The organism is Gammaproteobacteria bacterium, from assembly GCA_036383255.1.
Classification (GTDB): Bacteria; Pseudomonadota; Gammaproteobacteria; order Natronospirales; family REEB76; genus DASUBN01.
Map to the genome: position 1 here is coordinate 60,608 of DASVOS010000006.1, position 26,522 is coordinate 87,129.

19 protein-coding genes are annotated in these 26,522 nt (G+C 63.1%); 14 read left to right on the forward strand and 5 right to left on the reverse strand.

Annotated features, from left to right (window positions below; all coding sequences use genetic code 11):
* Positions 1-18 precede the first annotated feature (18 nt).
* Together VF651_03930 and VF651_03935 are read left to right on the forward strand one after the other, a co-directional pair.
* The gene (locus tag VF651_03930) at positions 19-786 is read left to right on the forward strand and encodes a C1 family peptidase (GenBank protein ID HEX7964847.1); all 768 of its coding nucleotides are present in this window, start codon (positions 19-21) and stop codon (positions 784-786) included.
* Between the two features lie 271 nt (positions 787-1,057).
* The gene (locus VF651_03935; GenBank protein ID HEX7964848.1) at positions 1,058-2,824 is read left to right on the forward strand and encodes a hypothetical protein; all 1,767 of its coding nucleotides are present in this window, start codon (positions 1,058-1,060) and stop codon (positions 2,822-2,824) included.
* A 275-nt stretch (positions 2,825-3,099) separates the two neighbouring features.
* On the opposite strand, the gene VF651_03940 is transcribed toward VF651_03935, so the two are convergent.
* Positions 3,100-3,291: a CopG family transcriptional regulator gene (locus tag VF651_03940; protein ID HEX7964849.1), complete on the reverse strand. Its 192-nt coding sequence runs from the start codon at positions 3,289-3,291 to the stop codon at positions 3,100-3,102.
* An 85-nt stretch (positions 3,292-3,376) separates the two neighbouring features.
* Here VF651_03940 and sulP point away from each other — a divergent pair, with 85 nt between their 5' ends.
* Both sulP and VF651_03950 read left to right on the forward strand, forming a co-directional pair.
* Positions 3,377-5,020: a sulfate permease gene (gene sulP / locus VF651_03945; GenBank protein HEX7964850.1), complete on the forward strand. Its 1,644-nt coding sequence runs from the start codon at positions 3,377-3,379 to the stop codon at positions 5,018-5,020.
* A 45-nt stretch (positions 5,021-5,065) separates the two neighbouring features.
* Positions 5,066-5,413 carry a YrdB family protein gene (locus tag VF651_03950; GenBank protein ID HEX7964851.1) on the forward strand — a complete coding sequence of 116 codons (348 nt, stop codon included), beginning with the start codon at positions 5,066-5,068 and terminating at the stop codon, positions 5,411-5,413.
* A 52-nt stretch (positions 5,414-5,465) separates the two neighbouring features.
* Here the strand turns inward: VF651_03950 and VF651_03955 are convergent, their stop codons facing one another.
* Positions 5,466-5,864, reverse strand: coding sequence for a hypothetical protein (locus VF651_03955; protein HEX7964852.1), 399 nt, complete (start codon positions 5,862-5,864; stop codon positions 5,466-5,468).
* A gap of 147 nt (positions 5,865-6,011) precedes the next feature.
* A complete protein-coding gene (locus tag VF651_03960) occupies positions 6,012-7,874 on the reverse strand; it encodes a DEAD/DEAH box helicase (protein HEX7964853.1) in 1,863 nt (620 codons plus the stop codon).
* A gap of 125 nt (positions 7,875-7,999) precedes the next feature.
* Here VF651_03960 and VF651_03965 point away from each other — a divergent pair, with 125 nt between their 5' ends.
* From VF651_03965 to VF651_04000, 8 genes are all read left to right on the forward strand, one after another.
* Positions 8,000-8,842 (forward strand): PHB depolymerase family esterase, encoded by an 843-nt coding sequence (locus tag VF651_03965; protein ID HEX7964854.1) that lies wholly within the window; start codon positions 8,000-8,002, stop codon positions 8,840-8,842.
* A 295-nt stretch (positions 8,843-9,137) separates the two neighbouring features.
* Positions 9,138-11,906, forward strand: a complete 2,769-nt coding sequence (locus VF651_03970; protein ID HEX7964855.1) for a DEAD/DEAH box helicase family protein — start codon at positions 9,138-9,140, stop codon at positions 11,904-11,906.
* A gap of 2 nt (positions 11,907-11,908) precedes the next feature.
* Positions 11,909-13,315: a restriction endonuclease subunit S gene (locus VF651_03975; protein ID HEX7964856.1), complete on the forward strand. Its 1,407-nt coding sequence runs from the start codon at positions 11,909-11,911 to the stop codon at positions 13,313-13,315.
* Positions 13,316-13,334: 19 nt separating this feature from the next.
* Complete coding sequence (locus VF651_03980) at positions 13,335-14,825, forward strand: class I SAM-dependent DNA methyltransferase (protein HEX7964857.1); 1,491 nt, start codon at positions 13,335-13,337, stop codon at positions 14,823-14,825.
* 44 nt (positions 14,826-14,869) lie between these two features.
* A complete protein-coding gene (locus tag VF651_03985; GenBank protein ID HEX7964858.1) occupies positions 14,870-15,484 on the forward strand; it encodes a BRCT domain-containing protein in 615 nt (204 codons plus the stop codon).
* Positions 15,485-15,581: 97 nt separating this feature from the next.
* On the forward strand, positions 15,582-17,174 hold the full coding sequence (locus VF651_03990) for a choline dehydrogenase (GenBank protein ID HEX7964859.1): 1,593 nt from the start codon (positions 15,582-15,584) through the stop codon (positions 17,172-17,174).
* 154 nt (positions 17,175-17,328) lie between these two features.
* The gene (locus VF651_03995; GenBank protein HEX7964860.1) at positions 17,329-19,485 is read left to right on the forward strand and encodes a hypothetical protein; all 2,157 of its coding nucleotides are present in this window, start codon (positions 17,329-17,331) and stop codon (positions 19,483-19,485) included.
* A 304-nt stretch (positions 19,486-19,789) separates the two neighbouring features.
* Positions 19,790-20,941: an MFS transporter gene (locus tag VF651_04000; protein ID HEX7964861.1), complete on the forward strand. Its 1,152-nt coding sequence runs from the start codon at positions 19,790-19,792 to the stop codon at positions 20,939-20,941.
* Between the two features lie 33 nt (positions 20,942-20,974).
* Here VF651_04000 and VF651_04005 read toward each other — a convergent pair whose 3' ends face one another.
* Positions 20,975-21,136 carry a hypothetical protein gene (locus VF651_04005; protein HEX7964862.1) on the reverse strand — a complete coding sequence of 54 codons (162 nt, stop codon included), beginning with the start codon at positions 21,134-21,136 and terminating at the stop codon, positions 20,975-20,977.
* Positions 21,137-21,304: 168 nt separating this feature from the next.
* A complete protein-coding gene (locus tag VF651_04010; protein ID HEX7964863.1) occupies positions 21,305-21,937 on the reverse strand; it encodes a TetR/AcrR family transcriptional regulator in 633 nt (210 codons plus the stop codon).
* Between the two features lie 145 nt (positions 21,938-22,082).
* Here VF651_04010 and VF651_04015 point away from each other — a divergent pair, with 145 nt between their 5' ends.
* Positions 22,083-23,201: an efflux RND transporter periplasmic adaptor subunit gene (locus VF651_04015; protein HEX7964864.1), complete on the forward strand. Its 1,119-nt coding sequence runs from the start codon at positions 22,083-22,085 to the stop codon at positions 23,199-23,201.
* The gene (locus VF651_04020; protein ID HEX7964865.1) at positions 23,198-26,368 is read left to right on the forward strand and encodes an efflux RND transporter permease subunit; all 3,171 of its coding nucleotides are present in this window, start codon (positions 23,198-23,200) and stop codon (positions 26,366-26,368) included. Before VF651_04015 ends, VF651_04020 begins: the two co-directional genes overlap by 4 nt.
* Positions 26,369-26,522: the final 154 nt, after the last annotated feature.

Consider the following 26,522-nt stretch of genomic DNA (forward strand, 5'->3'; position numbering starts at 1 on the left):
TTCCTTTATAGTGTTTCCATGACCGAATCCATTCGCCACTTCGGCGCCCACCGCGACGCCCCCGACCCCCGCGACCGCGCCTTCAGCCTCCCGCCTCACCGGCTGAAAGACCTGCCCGCTTCCGTGGACCTGCGCCCCCACTGCCCGCCGGTCTACGACCAGCGTCCGCTCCATAGCTGCACCGCGAACGCCGCCGCCGCGGCGGTGCAATACGAGCGCAAGCGCCACGGCCTGGCTCCCGACTTCACCCCCTCGCGCCTTTTCATCTACTACAACGAGCGCAGGCTCCTTGGCACCGCCCATAAGGATGCCGGCGCGCCGCTGCGCGAGGCCATCAAGGTACTGGCCAAGCACGGGGACTGCCCCGAGCACCACTGGCCCTACGAGGCCGCCAAGGTCAACGTCGAGCCGCCGCACCCCTGCTACCGGGACGCAGTGCGCTACCGGGACATGGTCTATGAACGCGTTCCCCAGGACCTGGCCCACATGAAGGGCTGCCTCGCTGCGCGCCAGGCCTTCGTGCTGGCCTTCGGCGTGTATGAGAGCTCCGAGACCAAGGAAGCCGCCAAGGCCTGCACCATGCCCATCCCCAAGGAAGGCGAGAAGTTCCTGGGCAACCACGCCGTGATGGCCGTGGGCTATGACGATGCCCACGGGCACTTCATCCTGCGCAACTCCTGGGGGCCGCACTGGGGGAGGGAAGGGCACTTCTTCCTGCCCTACCGTTACCTCACCGACCCCAAGCTCGCCGGCGACCTCTGGACCCTGCGGCTCGCGACTGGTTAAGATTGAGCCCAGCTTTCCACCCCATCATCAGGAGCACGTCATGAGCAAAGGTATGGAACGCAAGAAGGAAGACAAGAAGAAGCCCCAGAAGAGCCTCAAGGAGAAGCGCGCTGAAAAAGCCGCGAAGCGCGCTTCGCGCGGCTGATTTAGCTCGCGCCGTCTTAGAGAAAGGGGAGCTTCGGCTCCCCTTTCCATTCCCGCATCGGTTGAACGCCCGCCGCCGCTCCGCTACGCTCAAGTCAAATAACGCAGCGCGCCTCAAGGGGAACTCATGGACCGCAAACGCCTGACCACGGTGCTCGCCGCCGTGGGCATCCTCGCCATCTGTGGCCTCGTGGGGCTGCGCCTGTGGGCCAACGCCCAGCGCAACGGCATGCCGCAGCTCGACATGGTCCACGTTGGGCCGGACGGCCGCATCTACGCCATGCTGGCCGACACCCTCTATATAGAGGCGCCGGACGGGCGCTTCATCCGCTCCATCCCCCTGAGCCGCTTCGGCATCACCGGCTTCTTCGGCGATTTCGCCGTGCTGGCGGACGGCAGCCTGGTCCTGCCCGCCAGCGCGCAGCCGGCCGACAGCCTGCGCAAGGAAGTGCTCATCTACCAGCGCATCCCCACCAGCGGCGACGAGCAGCCGGACGCGGTGCCCCTCACGCGCTGTTCCCTCGCGGACTACAGCTGCACACCGCTCACGGGTGGGCAGGGCGGCCGCTACTTCCGCGCCGACCGCACCTTCAAGCTCGCGGTGGACGAGGCGGCTGGACGCATCTACGTCGCCGACACCGCCGCCCAGCGCCTGCTGATCCTGGACATGCAGGGCAGCGTGCTGGCCCGGCAGGCCGGTTTCGACTTCCCCAACCAGATCGAGCTCGCCGGCCCCGGCGCCGTGCGCGTGGCAGACACCAACGACCATGCCCTGCGCAGGCTCACCGTCAGGGACGACGTGTTCGCCGGCGGCAGCTCCCAGCCCGTACCCGGCTGGCCCAAAACCGGCTCCCACTGCTTCCCGGTGGGCCTCGCGGCGGACCGCCTGGGCCAGCAGTGGGCGCTGCTCACGGACAACCACATCCGCAACGGCTGGCTCTACCGGGTGGATGTCGCCGGCAAGCCGGCGCTGCTCAAGCTGCCCGAGGGGTCCGACGTGCTCTTCCTCGCCGCCACGGCGGACACCGTGCTCGCCGCGGACCGGGCCCACTACGCCGTGCACGTGTACGGGCTGGACGGGCAGGCGCGGCCGGACCTGGGCTCCGGCGAGTTCGCCGCGGCGCTCTCCGGCTTCGCCGCGAAGCGGCGCCTCTACGACGCGGCCTTCGACTACAGCTTCGTCGCCCTGCTCGCCGCGCTGCCGCTGCTGTTGGTGGCGCTACTCATCGTGCAGATGCAGCGCGGGCCTGCCGCCGGTGCCGAACCTCTGCCTGGCCCAAGCGAGGGGACACCGGCGGTGGCCTGGCAGGGTGAGCAGGTGTTCCGCCGCCGCGTGGGCGGCATCGTGGACGCACGCGGGCGCCGTCGACTCTTGCTGCTGCTGTCGCTCGCCCTGGCGGCCCCGGTCGCCATCATCGTGCTGGTGCACGCCGGCCTCGGGCGTCCCAACCTCGTGTTCGGGTGGCATTCGGTCGTCACCGACCCGCGTCTCTATGTCATCGTGATCCTCGCCCTTGTCCTTCTCGTGTACGCCCTGCTATGCCGCCGCTATGAGCGCCTCATCCTGGACCGGCACGGCATCCGCTACGTGAGCTGGCTCGGCGGGCCGCTCGCGTTCCTCGCGCCGCTGCAACCCGCCTGGCAGCTGCGCTGGGAGGAAGTGATCGACGTGAGGCTGGTGGCCACCGCGCGGCAAGCGGCCCAGTGGTACTACGAACTCGCCCTGCGCCAGGGCGGCACGCGCCGCATCGGCGTCTTCGTGTGGCGCGACGCCAGTCAGCAGGACGAGACCGGCCTCGGCATCCGCGACCTGCAGGCGCGGGACCCGGCGCGCTTCAGACAGGCGCTCGCCGGCACGCGCCTCTTCGCCTATCTCAACCTGGCCAAGCCGTAAGCGGATGCGACACAAATAAGAAGGGGAGCCTCGGCTCCCCTTTTTCATTTCTTCTTTCTCGGTGAGCAGCACTGCTGCGAACGACCGGGCAGGGAAAGCCCGGGCTGGGCGTCTCGCGTAGCAGGGCTTGCGGCACAGCCGCAAGCGACCGCACAGGATGTGCGGGCTGGGCTTTTTGCGGAGCAGGAGCACAGCAAAAAGCGAAGCGGGGAAGGTGGCGAAGCCACCACGCTTCTTTAGGTCATAAAAAAGCCGCCCATTGGGCGGCTTTTTTCTTAGCGTTTCTTGCGTCCCGTTGCCTCCGGCTCCCAGGGCTTCCCCGTACGGTACTCGATGTAATCCCTGATCAGCTTCCTCACCACTTGCGAGGGCGTCAGGTCCACGTCCGCGCACAGGGCCTCGAACGCGGCTTTCTTGCGCGGATCGATCAGGATCGTCAGGCGGGCGGTGCGGCTTTCCCGGGGCATATTGCATCCGATTTACATGCTATGCACATAGCATGATAATACTCGCCTGAGTGCCCCACAACCGGGCGTTTGTCACACAGGTCCCATGATCGCCATCCGGCAGGCCTACGGCGCCGGGCTGCTCGCCCCCCGCCACTGGCTGCGCAACGTGCTCTCCGGCCTCATCGTCGGCGTGGTCGCGTTGCCGCTCGCCATGGCCTTCGCCATCGCCAGCGGCGCGCGTCCCGAGCAGGGCATCTACACCGCCATCGTCGCCGGCGCCGTCGTCTCGCTGTTCGGCGGCAGTCGCGTGCAGATCGCCGGTCCCACCGGCGCGTTCATCGTCATCCTCTCCGGCATCACCGCCAAGTACGGGCTGAACGGCCTCCAGACCGCCACCCTCATGGCCGGCGTCATCCTGCTCGCCCTCGGCGCCGCGCGCCTGGGATCCATCATCAAGTACATCCCCGATCCCGTCATCGTCGGCTTCACCGCCGGCATCGGCGTCATCATCTTCGTCGGCCAGTGGGGGGATTTCTTCGGCCTGCCCAAGGTCGTGGGCGCCCATTTCCACGAGAAGCTCTGGCACCTGCTGCAGGTGCTGCCGCATTTCCATCCCGCCACCACCGTCCTTGCGCTCCTGAGCCTGCTCATCGTGGTGGGCACCTCCATGCTCCCCGGCGTGCGCCGCGTGCCGGGCCCGCTCATCGCCATGGTGGTGGCCACCGTCGCGCAAAGTTATTTCCGCTTCGACGGCGTCGCCACCCTCGGCACCGTCTTCGGCGGCATCCCCACCGGCCTGCCGCCGTTCCACCTGCCCGAGCTCGGCTTCTCGCGCATGCTCGAACTCATCGGCCCCGCCTTCGCCATCGCCATGCTGGGTGCCATCGAATCCCTGCTCTCCGCCGTGGTGGCGGACGGCATGGCGGGCACCAAGCACGACTCCAACCAGGAGCTCATCGGCCAGGGTCTCGCGAACGTCCTCGCGCCACTCTTCGGCGGCATCGCCGCCACCGGCGCCATCGCCCGCACCGCCACCAACATCCGCACCGGCGGCAACAGCCCGCTCTCGGGCCTCATCCACGCGTTCACGCTGCTGCTGGTGATCCTGTTCCTGGCGCCCCTCGCGCTCAACGTGCCCGTGTGCGCGCTCGCCGCCATCCTGTTCCTGGTGGCCTGGAACATGAGCGAGGCCAAGCACTTCGTGCACATGCTGCGCCGCGCCCCGCGGGCGGACGTGGCCATCCTCCTGATCACCTTCGGCCTCACCGTGTTCACGGACCTGGTGGTGGCGGTCAACATCGGCGTGATCCTCGCCACCCTGCACTTCATGCGGCGCATGGCCAAGAGCGTGGAAGTGCAGCAGCAGGACGGCGGGGACTTGGGCTCCGAGCTCGCCGCCCAGGGCCTACAGACCTTACCCAAGGGCGTGCTCGTCTACGCCATCGAAGGGCCGTTCTTCTTCGGCGCCGTGGAGAACTTCGAGCAGGCCCTGGGCGCGAGCCACACCGACCCGCGCCTCCTCATCATCAGGCTGAAGCGCGTGCCGTTCATGGACATCACCGGCCTGCAGGCACTGGAAGAGGCGGTGCAGAACCTTAAGACACGCGGCGTACGCATCATGCTCTGCGAGGCCAACCCGCGGGTCGCCGGCAAGCTCGAGCGGGCGGGGGTCCTGAAGCTGCTGGGCGAAGAGCACTATTTCGACACCTTCGCCGGGGCGCTGTCTGCCGCCAGGCAAGAGGAATAAAGCCTCATCCACGGCCGTCTTTCCTCCGAAACGGAGATCCGGCCGATGAAGATCATCAACCTCGCCCTGCGGTTCATGCTGGAGCTCTGCGCCCTTGCCGCCATGGGCTATTGGGGCTATCACGCCATGCAGGCCGAAGCCGGCCGGCTCGTGCTCTGCATCGCCGCCCCGGCCGCCTTCGCCTTGCTCTGGTGGCTCTTTCCCGCCCACAAGGCCAGGTTCCCATTGCCTCAGCCCTGGAAGGCCATCGCGGGGTTCCTGTTCCTGCAAGGCTCAGCGGCCCTGTTGGCTCTGGCAGGGCAGGTGCTCCGGGCAGAAGTCTTCGCGCTGCTGATCCTCATCAATACGGCGGGACTGGAGATATGGGGGGACGACCTGCATAGAGAGCGATAAAAAAAGCCGCTCCGGCCTGCCCCGGAGCGGCTTCTGTCCTCGACCTTGGGACTTATCTCGGCGGCGGCTCATCCCCGCCCATGTCCTCATCCCCATGGGACTTCATCTTCTGGCAATGCTCGTTGTCTTTATTCTTGTCACACCACTCCTTCATGTGCTCATGCATCTTGTGCATATGCTCCGCGCACTCCTTCTCATGCGCCGAGCAGTACTCCACGTGCTTCTCGGCCCAGGCCTTCAGGGCCACGCACTTGTCCGCGTTCGCGGCGCACCATTTGTCGAACTTGGCGGCCGCGTCCTTGCACTCCTGGGCGTGTTCCTTGCACATCTCCATGCCGCGGTGGTCACGGGCGGCGCCCATGCCCGTGCCGGCGGTGGGAGCGGGGGTGGCGGCATAGGCCGAGCCGGCGAGACCCAAGAGGGCCGCGAAGAACATGTATTTCAGCTTCATGGATGACTCCTTGAACGGTAGGGGACTGAAGGCTTTAACGGCCTCAAGAGGGGGTCAGTTGACCGCAAACCAGGTGACAGCGTGTAACCGTCTGTGAATGCCGTCCCCGCGAAAGCAGGGGGTCCAGCCCGTCTGCGCCTCCGGTCCTCAGTCTTTCTCGGGTTTCGTGGGCTTCTTGAACTTGTTCTTGTTCTTCTTGTTCCGCCTGCTGCTGCCCGGCGGATTCTCCTTCGAGCGGTGTTTCACCACCGGCGCTGCCTCGGCACCCGCCGCTGCCGCCCGCGACATATCCCCCGTGCCCCCGGCTTCGCCCACGCGCGATATCTGCAGCGGCCGTCCCGCCACCCGCGTCTTCTTGAGCCCGTTGAAGATGTCCGCCGGCATGCCCTCCGGCAGGTCCACCGTGCTGTACTCGTCGTAGAGCCGGATGCGGCCGATCAGCCGCCCTTCGATGCCCGCCTCGTTGGCGATGGCCCCCACGATGTTCCCCGGCTTCGCCCCGTGGGTGAGCCCCACCTCCAGCCGGAAGGTCTCCATGCCCGTCTCAGGCACACCCTCATCCCGCGCCGGGCGCCTTGGGCCCCGAGCCCCGGGGCTGCGGTCCCGGCCCGGCCGCGGGCTGTCGTAGCCCTGGCGCTGGTGCCGCTCCCTGGGTTCATCTCTAACCGGCGTCTCCACCTGCGGCTTGAGCAGCAAAGGCGTCGAGCCCTGCGCCAGCTTCGCCAGCGCCGCCGCGATCTCCAGGGCCGGCACGTTGTGGGCCTGCTGGAAGCGCTCGATCAGCTCCTGGAAGAGCTGCAGCTCCCCGGCCGCCAGCGTGTCCGTGATCTTCTGGTGGAACTTGGCGATGCGCTTGTCGTTGATGATCTCGGTGCTCGGCAGCGACATCTGCGTGATCGGCTGGCGCGTCGCCTGCTCGATCGCCCGCAGCATGCGCTGCTCCCGCGGCGCCACGAACAGGATCGCGTCGCCCACCCGCCCGGCCCGGCCGGTGCGGCCGATGCGGTGCACGTAAGCCTCCGTGTCATAGGGGATGTCGTAGTTCACCACGTGGCTCACCCGCTCCACGTCCAGCCCGCGGGCCGCCACGTCCGTCGCCACCAGGATGTCCAGGCTCCCGTCCTTCAGGCGCTGCACCGTCTTCTCCCGCATCTTCTGCACCACGTCGCCGCTCAAGGCCGCCGCGGCATAGCCGCGCGCCTCCAGCCGCTCCGCCAGCTCCACCGTCGCCGTCTTGGTGCGCACGAAGATCAGCATCGCGTCGAAAGTCTCGGATTCCAGGATGCGCGTCAGCGCGTCCAGCTTGTGGGTGCCGCTCACCAGCCAGTAGCGCTGGCGGATGTTCTCCGCCGTGGTGGTGCGGTTCTCGATGCTGATGCTCTCGGGCGCGTTCAGGTACTTCTGCGCGATGCGGCGGATCGTCGGCGGCATGGTGGCCGAGAACAGCGCGATCTGGTGCTCCGAAGGCGTCTGGTCCAGGATCCATTCCACGTCGTCGATGAAGCCCATGCGCAGCATCTCGTCCGCCTCGTCCAGTACCAGGCACTGCAGCGAGGTGAGCTGCAGCGTGTTCTTGCGGATGTGGTCCATCACCCGCCCCGGCGTGCCCACCACCACGTGCGGGCCGCGGCGCAGCTGCTGCAGCTGGCTGTAGTAGTCCTGGCCGCCATAGATGGGCAGCACGTGGAAGCCCTTCAGGTGCGCCGCGTAGCGCTGGAAGGCCTCCGCCACCTGGATCGCCAGCTCCCGGGTCGGCGTCAGCACCAGCACCTGGGGCGCGGCGTTCTTCAGGTCCAGCTTCGAGAGCAAAGGCAGGGCGAAAGCCGCCGTCTTGCCCGTGCCCGTCTGCGCCTGCCCCAGCACGTCGGTGCCGGCCAAGATATGGGGGATGGTCCGGGCTTGAATGGGAGAGGGCGTCTCGTAGCCGACCTCGGCCAGGGCTTTCAGAATGGGCTCCGAGAGACCGAGGTCTTTAAAGGAAGTGTCGGTAAGGGCTTTGGGTGCTGTCATGGACGCTAGGTTACGCGTTTCGAAACCCCCGCGCCCTCAGGGGCTTGCAGCAGTCCCCCAGCCACCCCAGCCGGGGGTTTCCTGCGCCATAATCGGAGCCGGAAAGGGCTAGGGAAAGGCACACCATGCTGCGGTTCATAGGCTTCATCCTCGCGTTCGTGGCGGGCAGCGTCCACGCCGGCACATTCACCGAGACCGCTAAATCAGGCGGCTTCGACCGTACTTGGTACGTGCACGTGCCCCCCAGCTACCGGCAGGGCCATCCGCTGCCCCTGGTCATCGTCTATCACGGCAGCGGCGGCAGTGGCGCCAAGATCGAAAGCAGGATCGGGCTCGATGCGGTGGCAGACGAGCAGGGCTTCATCGCCGTCTATCCAGACGGCATCAGCACCGTCTGGGCCGGCGGCCTCGCCGATGAGGCCGACGCCGCTGGCGTGGACGATGTGGCGTTCACCGCCGCGCTGCTCGACCGGCTCGGGGCGGAATACAGCATAGACAGGCAACACGTCGTGGCCGCGGGTTTCTCCAACGGCGCCCACCTGGTGCACCTCTTGGGCTGCCGCCTCGCAGACCGATTCACCGCCATCGTGCCCGTGGGCGGCACCATGGCCAGCGGCAGCGATTGCCATCCCTCCCGGCCCGTGACGGTCATCGAATTCCACGATGCCAGGGATCCCGTGAATTCATACGCGGGCGGCCGCGCGGGGATAAACGGCGCCGGCAGGGCAGAAGCGGTCCCCAATGGCATATGGAATTGGGCACTGCGGGATAAGTGCCGCACGCCGGCAAGCGAGACGAGGTCTCCTGCCACGGGATACCCGGTCGTCCTCAACATAGATGACTTCCCCGGATGCTCCGGGAGCACCATCGTGCGGCTTTACACGCTGTATAACGGCACCCATGCCTGGCCCCACGTCCCGGATGCGAGCGCCTTGATCGGCGAGCTTGCTACCGGCAAATACAAATAAAGGGGGGGCTGTTGTGACCGCCATGGATGGCGGAAATGCAGGTTTTGCAGGAGCAAAAACCTGCCTGCTCATAAAGCCAAGTTCCCGCCGAGAGAGCCGTGGAAGGCAGTTGTGGGATTTTTGTTCCTTGAGATCGCGGCTCTGAGCCTTGCGCTGGCTGGGCAGGGACTTCTGGCTGGGGTTTTTGCGGTGTTGATAGCGGGGAATGCGGTACTTCTTAGAGTTTGGAATAGGTGGAGCTAAGCGGGGAAGGGGCGGTATTATGTTGTTTCAGGGGTGAAATAAGGGACGTCGTTTGACCCCGCCAAACGATGAACAACAAGCTAGGCAAGAAATAGATCAGCTGCTGACCGCGGCCGGTTGGGCTGTGCAGGACTACCGGGCCTATAGTCCTGGAGCTTCACGAGGCATAGCTGTACGCGAAGTCCCCTTGTCGGAAGGGAAATGCGACTACCTCCTAATGGTAGATCGTGCCGCGGTGGGGATCATAGAAGCAAAACGTGAAGGGACACGGCTATCCGGAGTTGCAGAGCAATCGGCCTTCTACGCCGGGAAATTGCCCGCATTCCTGCAAGCAAAGGCCAATCTGCGTTTCATCTACGAGTCCACTGGAATCGAGACGCTTTTCAGGGACACGGCGGACCCTGAGCCTCGTTCCCGACCGATATTCGCATTTCACAAACCCGAAACCCTGGCTGAATGGTTGCAAGAGCCGGATACCCTTCGGGCGCGCCTGCGCCAGATGCCGCCACTTGCCTCGACCGGCATGCGAGATTGCCAAATCGAGGCAATCACCAAACTTGAGCAGTCCCTGGCCCAGGATAAGCCCCGCGCCTTGATTCAGATGGCCACGGGCGCAGGCAAGACCTTTACCTCTTGCGCACTTGTGTATCGGCTAATCAAGTATGCCGGAGCGCGGCGTGTGCTCTTTCTGGTAGATCGCGCCAATCTTGGGCGGCAGGCAGAAACGGAATTCAAGCAGTACGTCGTTCCGGATGGCAACCGGAAGTTCATGGAGCTATATAACGTCCAGCGCCTTACATCCAACAATATAGATCCGGTATGCCGAGTTACGATTTCCACCATTCAGCGCGTCTATTCCATGTTGCGCGGGGAAGAGTTGGCGGAAGATCTGGATGAAGTTTCCGGCTTTGAAGTGTCTGCGGTCGATGGCCGCGTTCGGGAAGTCGCCTACAATTCCGCAATCCCGATTGAGGAATTCGATTTCGTCATTACCGACGAATGTCACAGGTCCATCTATAACCTGTGGCGCCAAGTGTTGGAATATTTTGACGCCTATTTGATAGGTCTTACCGCTACTCCCAGCAAGCAGACTATCGGCTTTTTCAACCAGAATCTTGTCATGGAGTACGGGCACGACCGTGCCGTTGCAGATGGCGTGAATGTTGGCTATGACGTGTACCGGATAAAGACCGAAGTCACCGATAAGGGTTCAAAGGTCGAAGCGGGCAACTACGTCGACAAGCGCAGCCGGGAAACCCGCAAGGTCAGGTGGGAAAGGCTGGATGAAGATTTGGCTTACGCCGGCAAGGAGCTGGACCGCTCCGTAGTGGTTCCATCGCAAATTCGCACGGTCATGGAGGCATTCAAACAGGCACTGCCTGAGCTTTTCCCGGGTCGGGCCCTGGTGCCCAAAACGGTGATATTCGCCAAGGATGACAGTCACGCCGAGGATATCCTGCACATCTGCCGTGAGGTATTCGGCAAAGGCAACGATTTCTGCAAAAAGATCACTTACAAGACTTACAATTCCGAAACCAAGCGCTACGAGAAATCTGAAAGCCTGATACAGGAGTTCCGCACCAGCCCGCAGCTAAGGATTGCGGTCACAGTGGATATGATTGCCACGGGTACGGATATTCGCGCGCTGGAATGCCTGATATTTATCCGCGACGTCCGCAGCCGCGTCTATTTCGAGCAGATGAAGGGTCGCGGCACTCGCGTGCTTTCGCCCACGGAGCTTCAAGCCGTGAGCGGTGCGGAGGCGAATGCCAAGACCCATTTCGTGATCGTGGACGCCGTAGGTGTCTGCGAAAGCGACAAGACCGATTCACGCCCCCTCGAAAAGAAGCCCGGCGTTTCCTTCGACAAGCTCATGCTGGGGGTAGCGTTCGGCAAGCGGGATGAAGCGAGTTTGACCAGTCTTGCTGGTAGATTGGCACGCTTGGATAGAGCAATCAGTCCTGAGGATCGCCAGCGGATAACGCACCACACTCAAGGTGTCACGCTATCGGCGCTTGCTAATAAGCTCCTGAGTGCCTGTGATCCGGACAGCATTGCCAAAGCGGCTGCAGCCAAGGCCGCGACCGAGGGTAAGTCTGAGAACTATGTGCCATCGTCCGATGAGCTGAAAGCGGCACAGGAACTACTGGCGACTGATGCCTGCCGGCTGTTCGACGACTCGGTATTCCGTGATTTGCTCGCCAACATCAAGCAAGAAGCTGAGCAGACCATAGATAAGGTCACAATAGACAAGGTTGTAGATCAGGGATTCGACGTAGCGGCAAAGCAAAAAGCCGAAAGCCTTACCCGCTCATTCCGGGAATATATAGAAGAGCATAGGCCTGAGATCGAGGCTTTGCAGATTCTTTATAGCCGCCCTTACAAACAGCGCTTGACCGAAGAAGCGCTGCGAGATCTGGAGGTCAAACTAAAAGAAGCTCCGGGGCATTGGACTACAGATAGTCTCTGGCAGGCATACCGCCAGACAAATCCTTCCAAGGTGCAGGGTCAGGTCAAGCGGTTTACGGACCTGATTTCTCTCGTGCGTTTTGCCTGGGAGCAGGAGCCGGTGCTGGAACCTTTTGAAGAGCACGTACGCACGCGCTTCGCCGAATGGCTAAAAAATAAGCAAGCAAATGAAGCTGGGTTTAATACGAATGAGCTCAGCTGGTTAGAAAAAATGCGAGACTACGTGATTGCCAGCGGTAGTGTAGATCGGGAGCACCTAGAGGCGGATAACGTCCTTGGGCCGGTATACAAGGTTTTCGGCGAGAAGCTTTGGCCGCTAATGGATGAACTAAACCAAACATTGGCGGCATAGCCATGGCTTTGAGCATTCCTGTTTCCGAAATTGTTGAAAAGAGCAAGAACCCATTGCTTGGTAAACACGATTCTTGGGAACGCGTCCTGCTCGGGAATATTGCTAACGTTCAGAATGGATTCCCTTTTGAATCCTCAAAGTTTTCGAAGGATCGGGGCGTACCCCTAATCCGAATTCGTGATGTTGGAGCTGATGCTACAGATACGAATTACGTGGGCGAGTACAGTCCCGAGTTTATTGTCAGGGCCGGGGATTTGTTAATCGGGATGGATGGCGACTTTAAGTGCTCCCGCTGGCGCGGAGTTGATGGTCTCCTCAATCAGCGAGTATGTCGGTTAGTGCTTAAGTCCGACAAATACAGACCAAAGTTTTTGGACTACGTCCTCCCTGGCTATCTCCAGGCAATCAATGACGTCACTTCTTCAGTGACGGTCAAACACTTGTCGTCTAAGTCCATAGCTGAGATACCGCTCCCGCTACCTGCCCTAGATGAGCAAGATTCGATCGTTGCTGAAATCGAAAAACAATTCTCTCGCCTTGACGAAGCAGTTACCAATCTCAAGCGCATCAAAGCCAATCTGAAGCGCTACAAAGCATCTGTCCTTAAGGCTGGTGTCGAAGGCCGACTTGTAGAGACCGAAGCTTTAATCGCTAAACGCGAAGGGCGCAGCTATGAGACTGGTGAGCAACTTCTCGAGCGTATCCTGGAAACACGCCGTAGCCAATGGAAAGGGAGGGGAAAATACAAGGAACCTGATGCCCCTAATATTAGTGCTTTGCCCCGGCTTCCGGAGGGGTGGGTGTGGGTAACAACCGAGCAGGTCTGTAGTCCGATATCCAGCGGATCAACTCCAGTAGCTAGTGAGATGTATCCAGGAAAAGGAGAGGTGCCGTTCATAAAGGTTTATAACCTGACTTTTGACGGTAGTTTGGATTTTAGTATTAAACCTACATTCATCAAACGTGCGACTCATGAGGGGTTACTTAGTCGGTCGCGCGTACTTCCTGGCGACGTTCTGACAAATATAGTTGGCCCACCTTTAGGCAAGGTGTCGATAGCATCGGATCTTTACACAGAGTGGAATATTAATCAGGCGATCGTCACGTTCCGACCGTCAGCCGCGATAAGCAATAAGTTGCTAGCTATTTGGCTCATGTCGGCACCGATTTCGGAGCGACTTGAACGTACAGCAAAAGCAACAGCTGGACAGTTCAACCTCCAAGTTACGACCTGTAGAAAACTCGCCATTCCGCTCCCTCCTATAGCGGAGCAACTTAGAATTGTCGATGAATCCGACCGAAGATTGTCGCTTCTGCGTGAAGCTGAAGCGCAAGTAGATGTAAATCTGCAACGCGCCGAACGTCTTCGGCAGACTATTTTAGCAAAAGCATTTAGTCCGGCTAATTAATCAATTTTGAGATCTATAAGTGAACGCATCTAACGTAGTGCAAAAACTCTGGAATTACTGCAGCATTCTTCGGGACGATGGTCTTTCGTACGGAGACTACCTCGAGCAATTAACGTATTTGCTGTTTCTGAAGATGGCGGATGAGCAGACTCGCTCACCATTTAACAAGCCTTCACCCGTTCCAAAGGGGTTCGGCTGGGATTCCTTGGTAAAACTGGATGGTGATGATCTAGAAATTCATTATCGTCATACGCTCGAGGAGTTGGGAAAACGCCCCGGGCTTATAGGCATAATTTTTCGGAAAGCTCAAAACAAAGTCCAAGATCCGGCAAAATTGCGTCGCCTTGTTGCCGACCTTATCGATAAAGAGCAATGGTCGTCTCTCGACACTGATGTTAAGGGCGATGCTTATGAAGGGTTATTGCAAAAAAATGCCGAGGACGTGAAAGGTGGAGCGGGACAGTATTTCACACCACGCCCCCTGATTCAGGCGATCGTCGATGTAATGCGTCCCCAGCCAGGTGAGACCATATGTGATCCGGCATGCGGCACGGGCGGTTTTCTTCTTGCCGCTCATAGCTATATTCGTAACCACAATAAACTTGATAAGACTCAGCTCAAACGCCTCAATTCCAAGGCTCTACAAGGTGTGGAACTGGTGGACAGCGTGGCGCGCCTGTGTTGCATGAATCTTGTGCTACATGGCGTCCAAGCAGAATCAGACGCTGTAGTCCCAATCATGGTGAAAGACGCTCTGTTGGGGAAACACGGCGAATACGAAGTAGTTCTTACAAATCCGCCCTTTGGCAAGAGAAGTAGCATCACCGTTACGAACGAAGCTGGTGGGCAAAGTCGTGAGGCTCTGGTTATCAGTCGCGATGACTTCTGGGCTACTACCAGTAATAAGCAGCTCAATTTCCTGCAACACGTTTTTACGATTCTCAAGCAACATGGCCGGGCTGCTGTTGTCGTTCCGGACAATGTTCTGTTTGAAGGCGGCGCAGGCGAAACTGTCCGCCGCGAGTTATTGAAGCAGGCGGATGTTCACACCTTACTGCGACTACCTACGGGTCTCTTCTATGCCCAGGGCGTTAAGGCGAACGTGCTTTTCTTCGATAGGAAGCCTGCCCAGGAAAAGCCCTGGACTAAGAAGCTCTGGATTTATGATCTACGAACCAACAAGCATTTCACTCTGAAGACTGATCCGCTGAAATATGAAGATTTGGAAGAATTTATTAAGTGCTACAACCCTGAGAATCGCCACGAGCGCAAGGCAACGTGGTCCGAAAAGAAGCCAGAAGGGCGTTGGCGCGCATATGACTATGCCGAGCTTATCAAGCGCGATAAAGCCAGCTTGGACATCTTCTGGTTGAAGGACGAGAGTCTTTCTGAATCCGAGAATCTCCCGGTGCCCGATGTTATCGCTCAGGAAATCGTAGACGACCTTGAAGCCGCGTTGGAGCAATTCCGACTGATCACTGCCGACCTTACGCCGGGGGAAGAATCTTAGCGAAAAGTAGTCTCGAGTTGCGAGATAGCAAGGGAGTACAGCACATGAAAAACTCATTTGCTCGACGAGCGGCTACAGACGCGAGACTTCTGGCGCGATCCTGCGAAGGACTACTCGGAATCTGCGCGGGATTTTTGGCAGACGATCACTTGTCAGTTGAGGAGATTCGTTTTCTGGACGTTTGGCTCAAGGACCATTCCGAGCTGGCAGATACATTTCCGGGCAATATCATCACAGCTCGGGTAAAGGAAGTAGTGAAAGACGGCAAGATCACGGAAGAGGAGCGGGGTCACTTAGAACAGATCTTAAAAGATCTATTGGGCGGGACGTTACAGCAAACTGGTGCCACGTCAGGCATGTCGACCAAGCTACCGCTTGAAGATGGTATCGAAGTTGTAATACCCAATAAGTATTTCTGTTTTACCGGCCAATTTCTCTTTGGTACCCGCGCAGCCTGCGAGCGGGCAGTGAATAGCCGAGGCGGTGTGGCTATCAGCGGCATTCGTAAAGACTTGAACTATTTAGTCATCGGGGCGATGGCAAGCCACGAGTGGGCCCATACGAGTTTCGGAAGAAAGATCGAAAAAGCGATGGAATATAAGACGCTTGGGTGTCCAATCTACATCGTCTCCGAAGATACTTGGGTCCAATCTGTCTAGTAGCAGATATACTCGGTTGCTTCTTTCCACTCGCCGCATCCGGCGAGCTTCGTGCTCGGTGGCGACCAGGCCGTGGATATCGGGGAGTGTGTAGTCAATGACTCCTACTGATTCATTCGACTACGTTGTAGTCGGTGGAGGCTCTGCTGGCTGTGTTTTGGCCGCCAGACTCTCCGAAGACCCGGCCGTGAGCGTCTGCCTGCTGGAAGCGGGCGGGGCGGGGACCGGCTGGGGCGTGAAGATCCCCCTCGGCATCATGTTCACGGTGCCCGCGCCCTTCATCAACTGGTGCTTCAAGACGGTGCCGCAGCCGGGCCTGAATGGCCGCCGCGGCTATCAGCCCCGCGGCCGGGTGCTGGGCGGCTCCAGCGCCATCAACGCCATGATCTACACCCGCGGCCACGCCTCGGATTACGACGCCTGGGGCGTGCCGGGCTGGTCTTATAAGGAAGTGCTGCCTTACTTCAGGCGCTCGGAAGGCAACGCGCGCATCCACGATGCCTACCATGGCGACTCCGGCCCCCTGCCGGTGAACGATCTCTACACCGACAACCCCATGGACAAGGTGTTCCTGGAGGCGGCGCGGCAGGCGGGGCATGTGGAGAACCCGGACTTCAACGGCGCCACCCAGGAAGGGGTGGGGCTCTACCAGGTCACGCAGCAGAACGGGGAGCGCTGGAGCGTGGCCCGGACCTACCTGCATCCGGTGATGTCGCGGCCCAACCTCACGGTGCTTAACCACGCCCACGCGCGGCGCGTGCTCTTCACGGGCAAGCGCGCCACCGGCGTGGAATACCAGCGCCGCGGCAAGCGGGAATCCCTGCAGGCGCGGCGCGAGGTGATCCTCTCAGCTGGTGCGTTCCAGTCCCCGCAGTTGCTCCTGCTCTCCGGCATCGGCGACTCGAAGCAGTTGCAGGAATTCGGCCTCCCGGTGGTGCAGCACCTGCCAGAGGTGGGGGAGAACCTGCAGGATCACCTGGATTTCACCCTCATCCACCGCTCCAGCAGCCTGGACCTCCTGGGCGGCTCGCCCCGCGGGGTGCTGAAGCTCATCCGGCAGGTCTTCCGCTTCAGGCGCGAGCGGCGCGGCATGCTCACCACCAACGTGGCGGAGGCGGGCGGCTTCCTGAAGTCCGATCCCAAGCTCCCGGCGCCGGATATCCAGCTGCATTTCTGCACCGCCGTCGTGCACAACCACGGCCGCACCCTGGCGCACCTGCTCCACGGCTATTCGCTGCACGCCTGCGTGCTGCGCCCCAAGAGCCGCGGCCGGGTCACGCTCGCGAGCGCGGACCCGCTGGCCGCGCCGCTCATCGATCCGAAGTTCCTGAGCGCGCCGCAAGACATGGCCGTGCTGGTGAAGGGCTTCAAGCTGGCGCGCGCCATCCTCGGGGCGCCCGCCTTCGCACCCTACCGCAAGGGCGAGCTCTTCACCGCCAAGGTGCAGACGGATGCCGAGATCGAAGCCGCCATCCGCGTCCGCGCGGACACCATCTATCACCCCGCCGGCACCTGCCGCATGGGCACGGATACCGGCGCCGTGGTGGACCCGGAGCTGAGGGTGAACGGCGTGCAGAACCTTCGCGTGGTGGACGCCTCCATCATGCCGGTGCTCATCGCCGGCAACACCAATGCACCCACGGTCATGATCGCCGAGAAAGCCGCGGACTTCATCCGCAAGGCATCCTGACCATTTGAATTTGTGTCGTGCCGTGTGAATTCCGGCCCAAATCCCGCATCTTGGTCCTGGAAACAGGCCTTCCCGCCGCGGTAGCGGCAGAGGGTCTATCCCGGTACGCTAGTGGCTGTCTTATATAGCCTTCCTGGGACTTAAGGGGTCTTACATGCAGGGACGTATCTCCCGCCGCGCCGCGGCGTTCGCCGTCGCAGGCTTAGTGCTCGCCGTCGCGCCCAGCTGGGCCGCGGACGATGTCTGGGTCGTCGCCGGCCAGCCGTCGGGCGGCCAGGTGTTCAAGGTGGTGGTGGACCCCACGGATCCCGACACGCTCTACGCCATGGCCAACCCCGGCGTGTTCAAGAGTACCGATGGCGGCGCCCACTGGAGCCTCACCTTCTCCATGAACGACGCAGACGGCATAGACCTCGCGGTCGATTCCGTCCAGCCGGCGAACGTGTACGTGGCAGGCCATGACAGCGGCCTCTGGAAATCCGATGACGGCGGCGAATCCTGGAGCCACCTTGGCGGCATCACCAAGGCTCACGTGGTGGCTGTGGACCCGGTGAACGAGGGCGTGGTCTATACCATCGCCAACGATGACTTCGTCAACGGTTGCAATGTCTACAAGAGCGTGGACGGCGGCGAGAGCTGGAATCTGATCGACACCGGCATGAGCGGCCTAACCGGCAATGCGAAGGCTTGGTGCACCCGGATCGCCATAGACCCGGCGGACCCGCAGGTGCTGTATCTCTCCAGCCAGGTCGGGGATTACGACGGCTCCATTGGGGCACGGGACGGTGATGCCCTGTCCGGCCTCTACTCGAGCACGGACGGCGGCGCCCACTGGACGCAGCACCTTCCCACGCTCGCGTTCGCTGATGTGGTCGTTGACCCAAGCGATGACCAGAACGTCTATGCCGGCAGCTACGTCTCCAACGACGCCGGAGCCACATGGGCACCCATCAACACACCCGCCGCCAATTTCACGGTCATCGCGGTCGATCCCAGCGATTCCCAGGTCATCTTGGGCGTAGAAGACGCCACCATCACCGGCGTGCTCTGGATGAGCAGGGATCAAGGTGCACACTGGGACCCCGTCGCCATGCCCCATGGCAACGCGGTCTACAACCTGGCTTACGATCCGGTCACACCGGCCACGGTCTACGCTTCTTCCCAGGCCTTCGGCGTGTACAAGAGCACGGACGGAGGCTCGACCTGGGCGGAATCCACGGAGGGGCTCGCCGGTGTCTATGCGTTCAACGTACTGATGGATAGCACCGGCGACATCTACCTGGGTTCGATCGGCACCGGCATCTTCAAGAGCACCGATGGCGGCGCGACCTGGGCCATGAAGGACGATGGCCTGGATATCGGCATCGGCAGCTCAGGGATCACGACCCGTTCCCTCGTCGAGGCAGCGACACCGGGCACGCTGTATATGACCAATCAGAGCCATCTCTACAAGACCACCAATGGCGGCGATACCTGGTCGCGTATCACCAGCCGCAGCGATGGATCGATCGACATCGTGGCCACGGATCCGGAGCGGGCAGATACGGTCTATGCGGGGACCGGCGGCGGCCACGTCCTGAAGTCCACCGACGGGGGAGCCCACTGGACCCAGTCGGTGAGTGGCCTGCCCGCTGACGGCGTCTGGTCACTGGCGGTGGACCCGACGGACAGCGACGTGCTGTACATCGGCGGCTTCCAAAGCAGCCTGTCCAAGAGTACCGATGGCGGCAAGACATGGTCTCTCTCGGACACCGGCCTGGCGGGCTCGGAGGGCGTGTGGTGTGTCGCCGTGGATCCCAAGGATGGGGACAACGTGTACGCCTGCGCGGGCAACCACGGCGTGTACAAGAGCACGGACGGCGGCAAGAAGTGGGCCAAGGCCGGCGACGTACCCGATTACGCGTTCAGTATCCTCGAGGTCGATCCGCACGACCCGGTAGTGATCTACGCCGCCCTCCCGGGTTTCGCGGTATACGTCTCCACGGACTCCGGCGCCCACTGGACAAAGCTCGTCGACCCGTCCGGGTCCGCAGCCACTGCCAGCCGGACCGAAGCCATGGCGGCTTCAGGGTCGTCGCACACCGTCAGCGCTTCGTCTGGGAGCCAGTACGTGAAGATATCGGCCTTCGCCGTGGACCCGCGGTCGGAGAAGGTCTATGGCGCGGCCAGCGACCATCAGGTCTATGTCTACAGCAACTCGCATCTCCCCAGCGGCTCCGGCAGTTCCGGTTCCGGCGGTGGCGGCGGGGGATTCCCGCTGCTGGCGAGTCTTGCGTTGCTGGGTGTAGGGTTCCTGCGCCGCCGGAGCTGAGCCCGGCTAGGCCGAAACACGAAGGCCGCTCTCTTGAGCGGCCTTCTCTTTGGGTCAGGCGTTCGCAGCCTCAAGTCGCCGAGTGGCGCAGGATCACGTTCACCGCGCCGAGTTGCCGCGAGCCCGATGCCCCACCGGTCACCCGCGCCTGCTGTCCCAGCTTGTCACCATAAGAACATGTGTCAGGTGGATCCAGGAAGCCGCATCGCGGCTGCCGCGGTAGCATGTCAGTCAGCGCCATGATCATCGTGTCCTCTGCAAGCAGCCCGTCGTGCCCGCCTACCTGTAAGGGACGGCATGCTCCATGAGCCGCCGATGGGCCGCCGTCGCAGTGGTATATGGCGCGGGCCTGCTGCAGGGCGCAGCCTTCGTGCTGGTCCCCGCCCTCGGCGCGGTGTTGGAGGCGCCGCCTTACGGCTTGTCCTCCGGTGCATACGGCGCACTGTTCCTGCCGCAGATGGTGGGCGCGATCCTGAGCGGCTTGCTTGCCGGCAACCTGCGCCGGCGTTGGGGCGCGAGGGGCAGCTTCCGCCTGGGGCTCGGCTGCAACGTGCTGGCCGCGGCCCTGCTCGCCGCGAGTGTGCTGTTCGCCGGCCGGGATACCGCCTATGCGCTGCTGCTCCTGGAGACTGCTCTGCTGGGGCTGGGTTTCGGTCTCACCCTGGCGGTGATCAACGATCTCGCGACGCAACTCTTCCCGCGCGCCACCGTCGCCGCGGTGACGGTGCTGAACGCCGTCATCGGCGGCGCGACCGCGTTCTCGCCGCTGGTGCTGCGCGGTCTCGCCAGCGTGGACTTGTGGTGGGCGTGGCCGGTCACCTTGAGCGTCCTGTTCCTTGGCGCCGCACTGGCTTCGATGGTCCTGTCCGGCGAGACGCAGACGACCGCCGATGAGTCCGGCTGGCGCTGGCGCCCGCTGCTGCCGTTCGCCGCGGCAGTCCTGCTCTATGCCGCCGTCGAGGGCACGTTCGGCAGTTGGGCGGCCCTCTATCTCGGTCTGCACGGCGGGTCCGTGGGTGAAGGGGCATTCGCGCTAACCGCTTTCTGGTCCGCCATGACGGTCCTGCGGCTGGGCTTGAGTGCGGTGCGCGGACACACGCGCATCTTCTACCTCGCCTCGCCGGTAGCCATGGCTGCCTGCCTGACGGCCATCGCCTTGGCGGCTGCGCCCCATATGTTGGTGGCACTGTTCGCCGCGGCGGGCGCCGCCTGCGGCATCTTCTATCCTTTCAGCATGTCCTTCGCGTTCGCCACGTTTCCACGCTCGGCCACCCGGGTGGCCGGCTTGCTGGTGGCGGCACTGATGGTGGGCGAGGGCCTGGGCTCCTATCTGCCGGGGTTCCTGCAACATTGGCTGCCGATGGATGCGGTCTTCGGGGTCTCCGTGCTGTGGTGCCTGCCCCTGTTCGTGCTGGCGCTGCTGATCACAGGGAAGAAGAGGGTGGTCAGCGGGTGACGAGAGGCTTCGCGGGATGCAGATGAGCTGGAGTCAGGCGTTCGGCAGCCTGGCGTTGCCGAGATACCGCAGCACCACGCTCACGACGCCCAACGCGGCCAGGCCGAAGAGTGCCAGGAGCTGCCGGCCCGAGAGCGCGCCCAGGAAATAGAACACCACGAACCCCACCGTGCCGGCAGCGATGATGCCGAGCATGGCGAGAGCCCAGGTTTCAGGGGAGGGAGGGTTCGCCCGTGCCATTAGGCGGAATAGAATTCCGCCCGGGCGAACGACCGGACATGGATGTCCGGGCTGGAAGGCACACCAGGGACGGGTGATAGGTAAGCAGATGAAAAAGAAGAATATTGCATCGCGCAGTAGTTCTTACCGCGAGCGGAAACCTTGCAACAGGCTCTTGAGACTGAGATCCACCAGCTGGTCCGCCGGGATCATGGGCATACCTTCGACGTGGTCGGCCATGCATTCCACACGTCCCGTAATGATTAGGGACGTCAACCCGTGCACGTGGGACCAGATGGTGAAGCCGTCCAGCTCCAGGTGGCCCTGGCGCATGAAGCCGCTCTTCTGCATCTCTTCCAGCATGCCGGTGAGGGCGTGGAAGGCGCGGTTGCCTGCGTCCTTGATCTCGGGGAACTTGAAGCGCTTCGCCGGCAGCTCCTCGCCGGAGAACATGAGCTTGTAGAGAGCGGGGTTGTCGATGCCGAACTGCACGTAGGCCTGGCCCATCTGCAGGAACTTCTGCTCGGGATCAGCCACCTTGCCGATGGCGGCTTCCAGGCAGTCCTTGAGCTTGTCGAACCCGGAGATCGCTATCGCCACCAGCAACGCTTCCTTGTCGGTGAAGTGGGAGTAGAGGGCAGGGGCGCTCACGCCCACCCGCTTGGCGAGGTCGCGCAGAGAGAAGGACTCGCCGTCCTTCTCCATGAGCTTGAGTGCACCCACGACCAATGCGTTCCGCAGGTCGCCGTGGTGGTAGGCGTTCTTGATGAGGCGCATGGGACACATTATAGATAGGCCTCTTTGCGGCCCGGACGTCGCGCCGGGGCGGGCTCAAAAAATTGTCTCGTAAATCTTGACACCGTTAAGTTCATGAGAGCACACTCTACGCCCCCAACTTAACGCTGTCAAGATTGAGGCACCCATGGCCACCCGCATCCCCCCGCTGCCCCTGCTTTTCGCGCTTATCTCCACCTCCAGCCTGGTGGCCGCCTGCGGCCATGAGGCCAAGGGGGAGGTCCCGGCCAAGCCCGTGATCGCCGCGCGGCTCATGCCGACGGACACCACCGCCCGGGACAAGTACAGCGGCGACGTGCACGCCCGCTACGAGTCGGCCCTGGGGTTCCGGGTGCCGGGCAAGATCGTGGCGCGACAGGTGAACCTGGGGGACTCGGTGAAGGCCGGCCAGCTCCTGGCCAAGCTCGACGCGGCGGACGCCGCTCTCAACAAGGATGCAGCCGAGGCAGCCCTCACCGCCGCCAAGAGTGCCTACGAGACCGCCCAGCGGGACCTCGACCGCTACGCCTCCCTGGTGAAGAGCGGCGCCGTGAGCCGCTCCGCCTTCGAACACCAGCAGGACCTCTTCACCTCCGCCCAGGCCAGCTACCAACAGGCCCAGCGCGCTTACGATCTGCGCGGCAACCAGCTCGCCTACACCGAGCTGCGCGCGGACCACGACGGCGTGGTCACCTCCGTGGATGCGGAGGCAGGGCAGGTGGTGGCGGCGGGGCAGACGGTGATGAGCCTCGCCTGGTCCGCCGGCCGCGAGGTGTACATCGACGTGCCGGAGAACCGCATCGGCGAGTTCAGCGGCGCCAAGGACATCCGCGTGAGCCTCTGGGGCGTGGAGGGCAAGAGCTACGCGGGCACCGTGCGGGAGAAGTCCGCCTCCGCGGACCCGGCCACACGCACCTTCCTCATCAAGATCGCCCTCGCGGGCGCGGGCCCGGAAGTGAAGCTCGGCATGACCGCCGCCGTGAACGTGGCGGACGCCGTTGACCCGGAAGAACTGTTGATCCCCCTGAGCGCGCTCTACCACAAGGACCAGTCCGCCGCCGTGTGGGTGGTGGACCCCAAGACTTCCCTGGCGGTGCTCAAGCCCGTGCAGGTGGGCCGCTACACGGACGAGGGCGTGATCATCGCCTCGGGCCTCGCTGCCGGCGACACGGTGGTACTGAAGGGTGTGAACGAGCTCTATGAGAGCGAGCCCGTGAAGCCTGCCGCGCCCGCCGTCGAGACCCGCGTCGCGAGCGCACCGCTGTGACCGGCGGCTTCAACCTCTCGGAGTGGGCGCTCCGGCACCGCAGCCTCGTGCTCTACGCCATGATCGTGACGGCGCTGCTGGGCCTCCTGGCCTACAGCAAGCTCGGCCAGTCCGAGGACCCGCCGTTCACGTTCAAGGTGATGGTGGTCAAGACCCTGTGGCCCGGCGCCACGGCGGCCCAGGTGCAGCGTGAGGTGACAGACCGCCTGGAGCGCAAACTCCAGGAGACCGAGAACCTGGATTTCCTGCAGAGCTACTCCAAGCCCGGCGAATCCCTGATCTTCTTCAACATCAAGGACTCGGTGCCCGCGAGCGCGGTGCCCGGCACCTGGTACCAGGTGCGCAAGAAGCTGGGCGACATGGCCGGCCAGCTGCCCCAGGGCGTGGTGGGCCCGTTCTTCAACGACGAGTTCGGCGACGTCTACACCAACATCTACGCCCTGGAGGGCGACGGCTACAGCTACGCCGAGCTCAAGGACTACGCGGACAAGCTGCGCGAGCAGCTGCTGCGCGTGCCAGGCGTGGCCAAGGTGGACTACTTCGGCGAGCAGCCGGAGGTGATCCACGTGGAGATCTCCAACCGCAAGCTCGCGACCTTAGGTGTGCGCCCACAGGACGTGGTGGCGGTGCTGCAGGCCCAGAACGCGGTGCTGCCCGCCGGCAACTTCGACGTGGGCGGCGAGCACATCAGCCTGCGCGGCAGCGGCCAGTTCCAGTCGGTGGAGAGCCTCAGGGAAGTGACGTTCCGCGCCAACGGCCGGCTGCTGCGCCTGGGCGACATCGCCCGCATCAGCTCCGGCTACCAGGACCCGCCGGAGCAGCAGCTGCGCTTCGGGGGCCGGCCGGTGCTGGGCATCGGCGTCACCATGCAGGCGGGCGGCGACCTCATCGACCTCAGCAAGCACCTGACTCCCGCCATCGCCTCGTTGCAGCAGCGCCTGCCGGCGGGCTTGACGCTCCACAGCGTCACGGACGCGGGCGTGGCGGTGCGCCAGTCCGTGGGCGAGTTCCAGGAGGCGGTGGGCGAGGCCATCCTCATCGTGCTCATCGTGAGCCTCTTGAGCCTCGGGCTTCGCACCGGCACCGTGGTGGTGATCGTCATCCCATTGGTGCTCGCGGCCACCGCGTCCCTGATGTGGGCCTTCGGCATAGGCCTGCACAAGGTGTCTCTCGGTACCCTGATCCTGGCCCTGGGCCTGCTCGTGGACGACGCCATCATCGCGGTGGAGATGATGTCCGTGAAGCTGGAGCAGGGTTACGACCGGGTGAAGGCCGCGGCCTTCGCCTACACCTCCACCGCGTTCCCCATGTTCACCGGCACCCTGGTCACCGTGGCCGGGTTCCTGCCCATCGCGCTGGCCAAGTCCAGCGTGGGCGAATACACCCGCTCCATCTTCCAGGTCTCGGCCATCGCGCTGCTGGTGTCCTGGGTGGCTGCCGTGGTGGTGATCCCCTATCTCGGGTTCAAGCTGTTACCCGAAGCCCATCAGCACGCCACCCCCTGGTGGCGCACCTGGCTGGAGCGGCGCGCCCCGGCCCTGGCCGCGCGCCTGCCCCAGCCGGGCGAGCGCAATGACGAGCACGACGTGTACTCTACGCCGTTCTATGCACGCTTCCGCGCGCTCATCGCCTGGTGCGTGGGGCACCGCCGCAAAGTGCTGGCCGCCGCGGCGGGCCTGTTCGTGCTGGCGGTGGCGGGCTTCACGCTCATCCCGCAGCAGTTCTTCCCCTCATCTGACCGGCATGAGCTCCTGGTGGACCTGCGCCTGCCGGAAGGCGCCTCCTACGAGGCGACGCTGCGCGAGACCCAGCGCATGGAGAAGTTCCTGGCCACCCAGGAGGGCATCGACAACTACGTGAGCTACGTGGGCGCGGGCTCGCCGCGCTTCTACCTCAACCTCGACCAGCAGCTCACCCAGCGCAACTTCGCCCAGTTCGTGGTGACCACCCACTCGGTGGAGGCTCGCGAGGCGCTGCGTCCCCGCGTCGAGGATGAGCTGGCGAAGGACTTCCCGGGCCTGCAGGGCCGGGTGACGCGTCTGGAAAACGGCCCGCCGGTCGGGTTCCCGGTGCAGTTCCGCGTCTCGGGCGACGACATCGCCACGGTGCGCGGCATCGCGGCCCAGGTGGCGGAGGTGATGCGCGCCAACCCCGACACCATCGGCGTGCAGTACGACTGGGACGGTCCCGCCAACAAGAGCGTGCACCTGGAGATAGACCAGGAGAAGGCGCGCCTCCTCGGCATCGGCAGCGACGACCTGGCCGCGTTCCTGAACATGTCCCTCACGGGCTACACCGCCACCTACTACCGGGAAGGCGACAAGCTCATCGGCGTGGACCTGCGCGCGCCTGCGGCGGAGCGGGCGGACCTGGGGAACCTGGGCAACCTCATGATCCCCACCGCCGCCGGCAAGTCCGTGCCGCTGGCCCAGGTGGCCAAGCCCGTGTACGGCCTCGAGTACGGCGTGATCTGGGAGCGCGACCGCCAGCCCACTGTGATCGTGCGCGCCGACACCCAGGGCGGCGCCCAGGGCATCGACGTGACCAACGCCATCGACAAGCAGCTCGCGGACATCCGCGCGCACCTGCCGCTCGGCTACCGCATCGAGGTGGGCGGCTCCGTCGAGAACAGCGCCAAGGCCCAGGACTCCATCAACGTGCAGATGCCGGTGATGCTGTTCGTGGTGTTCACCCTGCTCATGATTCAGCTGCAGAGCTTCTCGCGCACGTTCATGGTGCTCCTCACCGCGCCGCTCGGACTGGTGGGCGTGAGCGGGGCGCTGCTGCTCTTCGGCCAGCCCTTCGGGTTCATGGCCATGCTCGGCACCATCGCCATGTTCGGCATCATCATGCGCAACTCCGTGATCCTGGTGGACCAGATCGACCACGACATCCGCGAGGGCCATCCGCCGCTGGAGGCCATCGTGGGCGCCACGGTGCGCCGCTTCCGTCCCATCAGCCTCACCGCCGCGGCTGCGGTGCTGGCGCTGATCCCGCTGCTGCAGAGCGACCTCTTCAGCCCCATGGCGGCGGCACTCATGGGCGGCATCACCGTCGCCACCATCATGACGCTGTTCTTCCTGCCGGCGCTGTACGCCGCTTGGTTCAAAGTCCCGGTGCCTGCTTCGGCGGAAGCGCCGGAGGCCGCCCTGCCGCAGGCAGGTTGAGAGAGGGGAGGGGCTATACAGTGTCTGCTCGCCGTGTTCGACTGCATGGAAGTGTTGTGCCGGGACTCCCTGTCACAAAACTGACATATACCCCCCTCCGGGGGTAGCGAACCCAACGCGCATCCCATTGGGGCAGATACCAGGCTTGGCGGGC

Bases quoted from the DNA above. Each gene is read 5' to 3' on its own strand.
- VF651_03935 (HEX7964848.1), top strand. From the start codon at position 1,058: ATGGACCGCAAACGCCTGACCACGGTGCTCGCCGCCGTGGGCATCCTC.
- VF651_03960 (HEX7964853.1), bottom strand. From the start codon at position 7,874: ATGACAGCACCCAAAGCCCTTACCGACACTTCCTTTAAAGACCTCGGT.
- VF651_03985 (HEX7964858.1), top strand. From the start codon at position 14,870: ATGAAAAACTCATTTGCTCGACGAGCGGCTACAGACGCGAGACTTCTG.
- VF651_03950 (HEX7964851.1), top strand. From the start codon at position 5,066: ATGAAGATCATCAACCTCGCCCTGCGGTTCATGCTGGAGCTCTGCGCC.
- sulP (HEX7964850.1), top strand. From the start codon at position 3,377: ATGATCGCCATCCGGCAGGCCTACGGCGCCGGGCTGCTCGCCCCCCGC.
- VF651_04010 (HEX7964863.1), bottom strand. From the start codon at position 21,937: ATGCGCCTCATCAAGAACGCCTACCACCACGGCGACCTGCGGAACGCA.
- VF651_03955 (HEX7964852.1), bottom strand. From the start codon at position 5,864: ATGAAGCTGAAATACATGTTCTTCGCGGCCCTCTTGGGTCTCGCCGGC.
- VF651_04000 (HEX7964861.1), top strand. From the start codon at position 19,790: ATGAGCCGCCGATGGGCCGCCGTCGCAGTGGTATATGGCGCGGGCCTG.
- VF651_03930 (HEX7964847.1), top strand. From the start codon at position 19: ATGACCGAATCCATTCGCCACTTCGGCGCCCACCGCGACGCCCCCGAC.
- VF651_03995 (HEX7964860.1), top strand. From the start codon at position 17,329: ATGCAGGGACGTATCTCCCGCCGCGCCGCGGCGTTCGCCGTCGCAGGC.
- VF651_04015 (HEX7964864.1), top strand. From the start codon at position 22,083: ATGGCCACCCGCATCCCCCCGCTGCCCCTGCTTTTCGCGCTTATCTCC.
- VF651_04005 (HEX7964862.1), bottom strand. From the start codon at position 21,136: ATGCTCGGCATCATCGCTGCCGGCACGGTGGGGTTCGTGGTGTTCTAT.
- VF651_03990 (HEX7964859.1), top strand. From the start codon at position 15,582: ATGACTCCTACTGATTCATTCGACTACGTTGTAGTCGGTGGAGGCTCT.
- VF651_03975 (HEX7964856.1), top strand. From the start codon at position 11,909: ATGGCTTTGAGCATTCCTGTTTCCGAAATTGTTGAAAAGAGCAAGAAC.
- VF651_03965 (HEX7964854.1), top strand. From the start codon at position 8,000: ATGCTGCGGTTCATAGGCTTCATCCTCGCGTTCGTGGCGGGCAGCGTC.
- VF651_03940 (HEX7964849.1), bottom strand. From the start codon at position 3,291: ATGCCCCGGGAAAGCCGCACCGCCCGCCTGACGATCCTGATCGATCCG.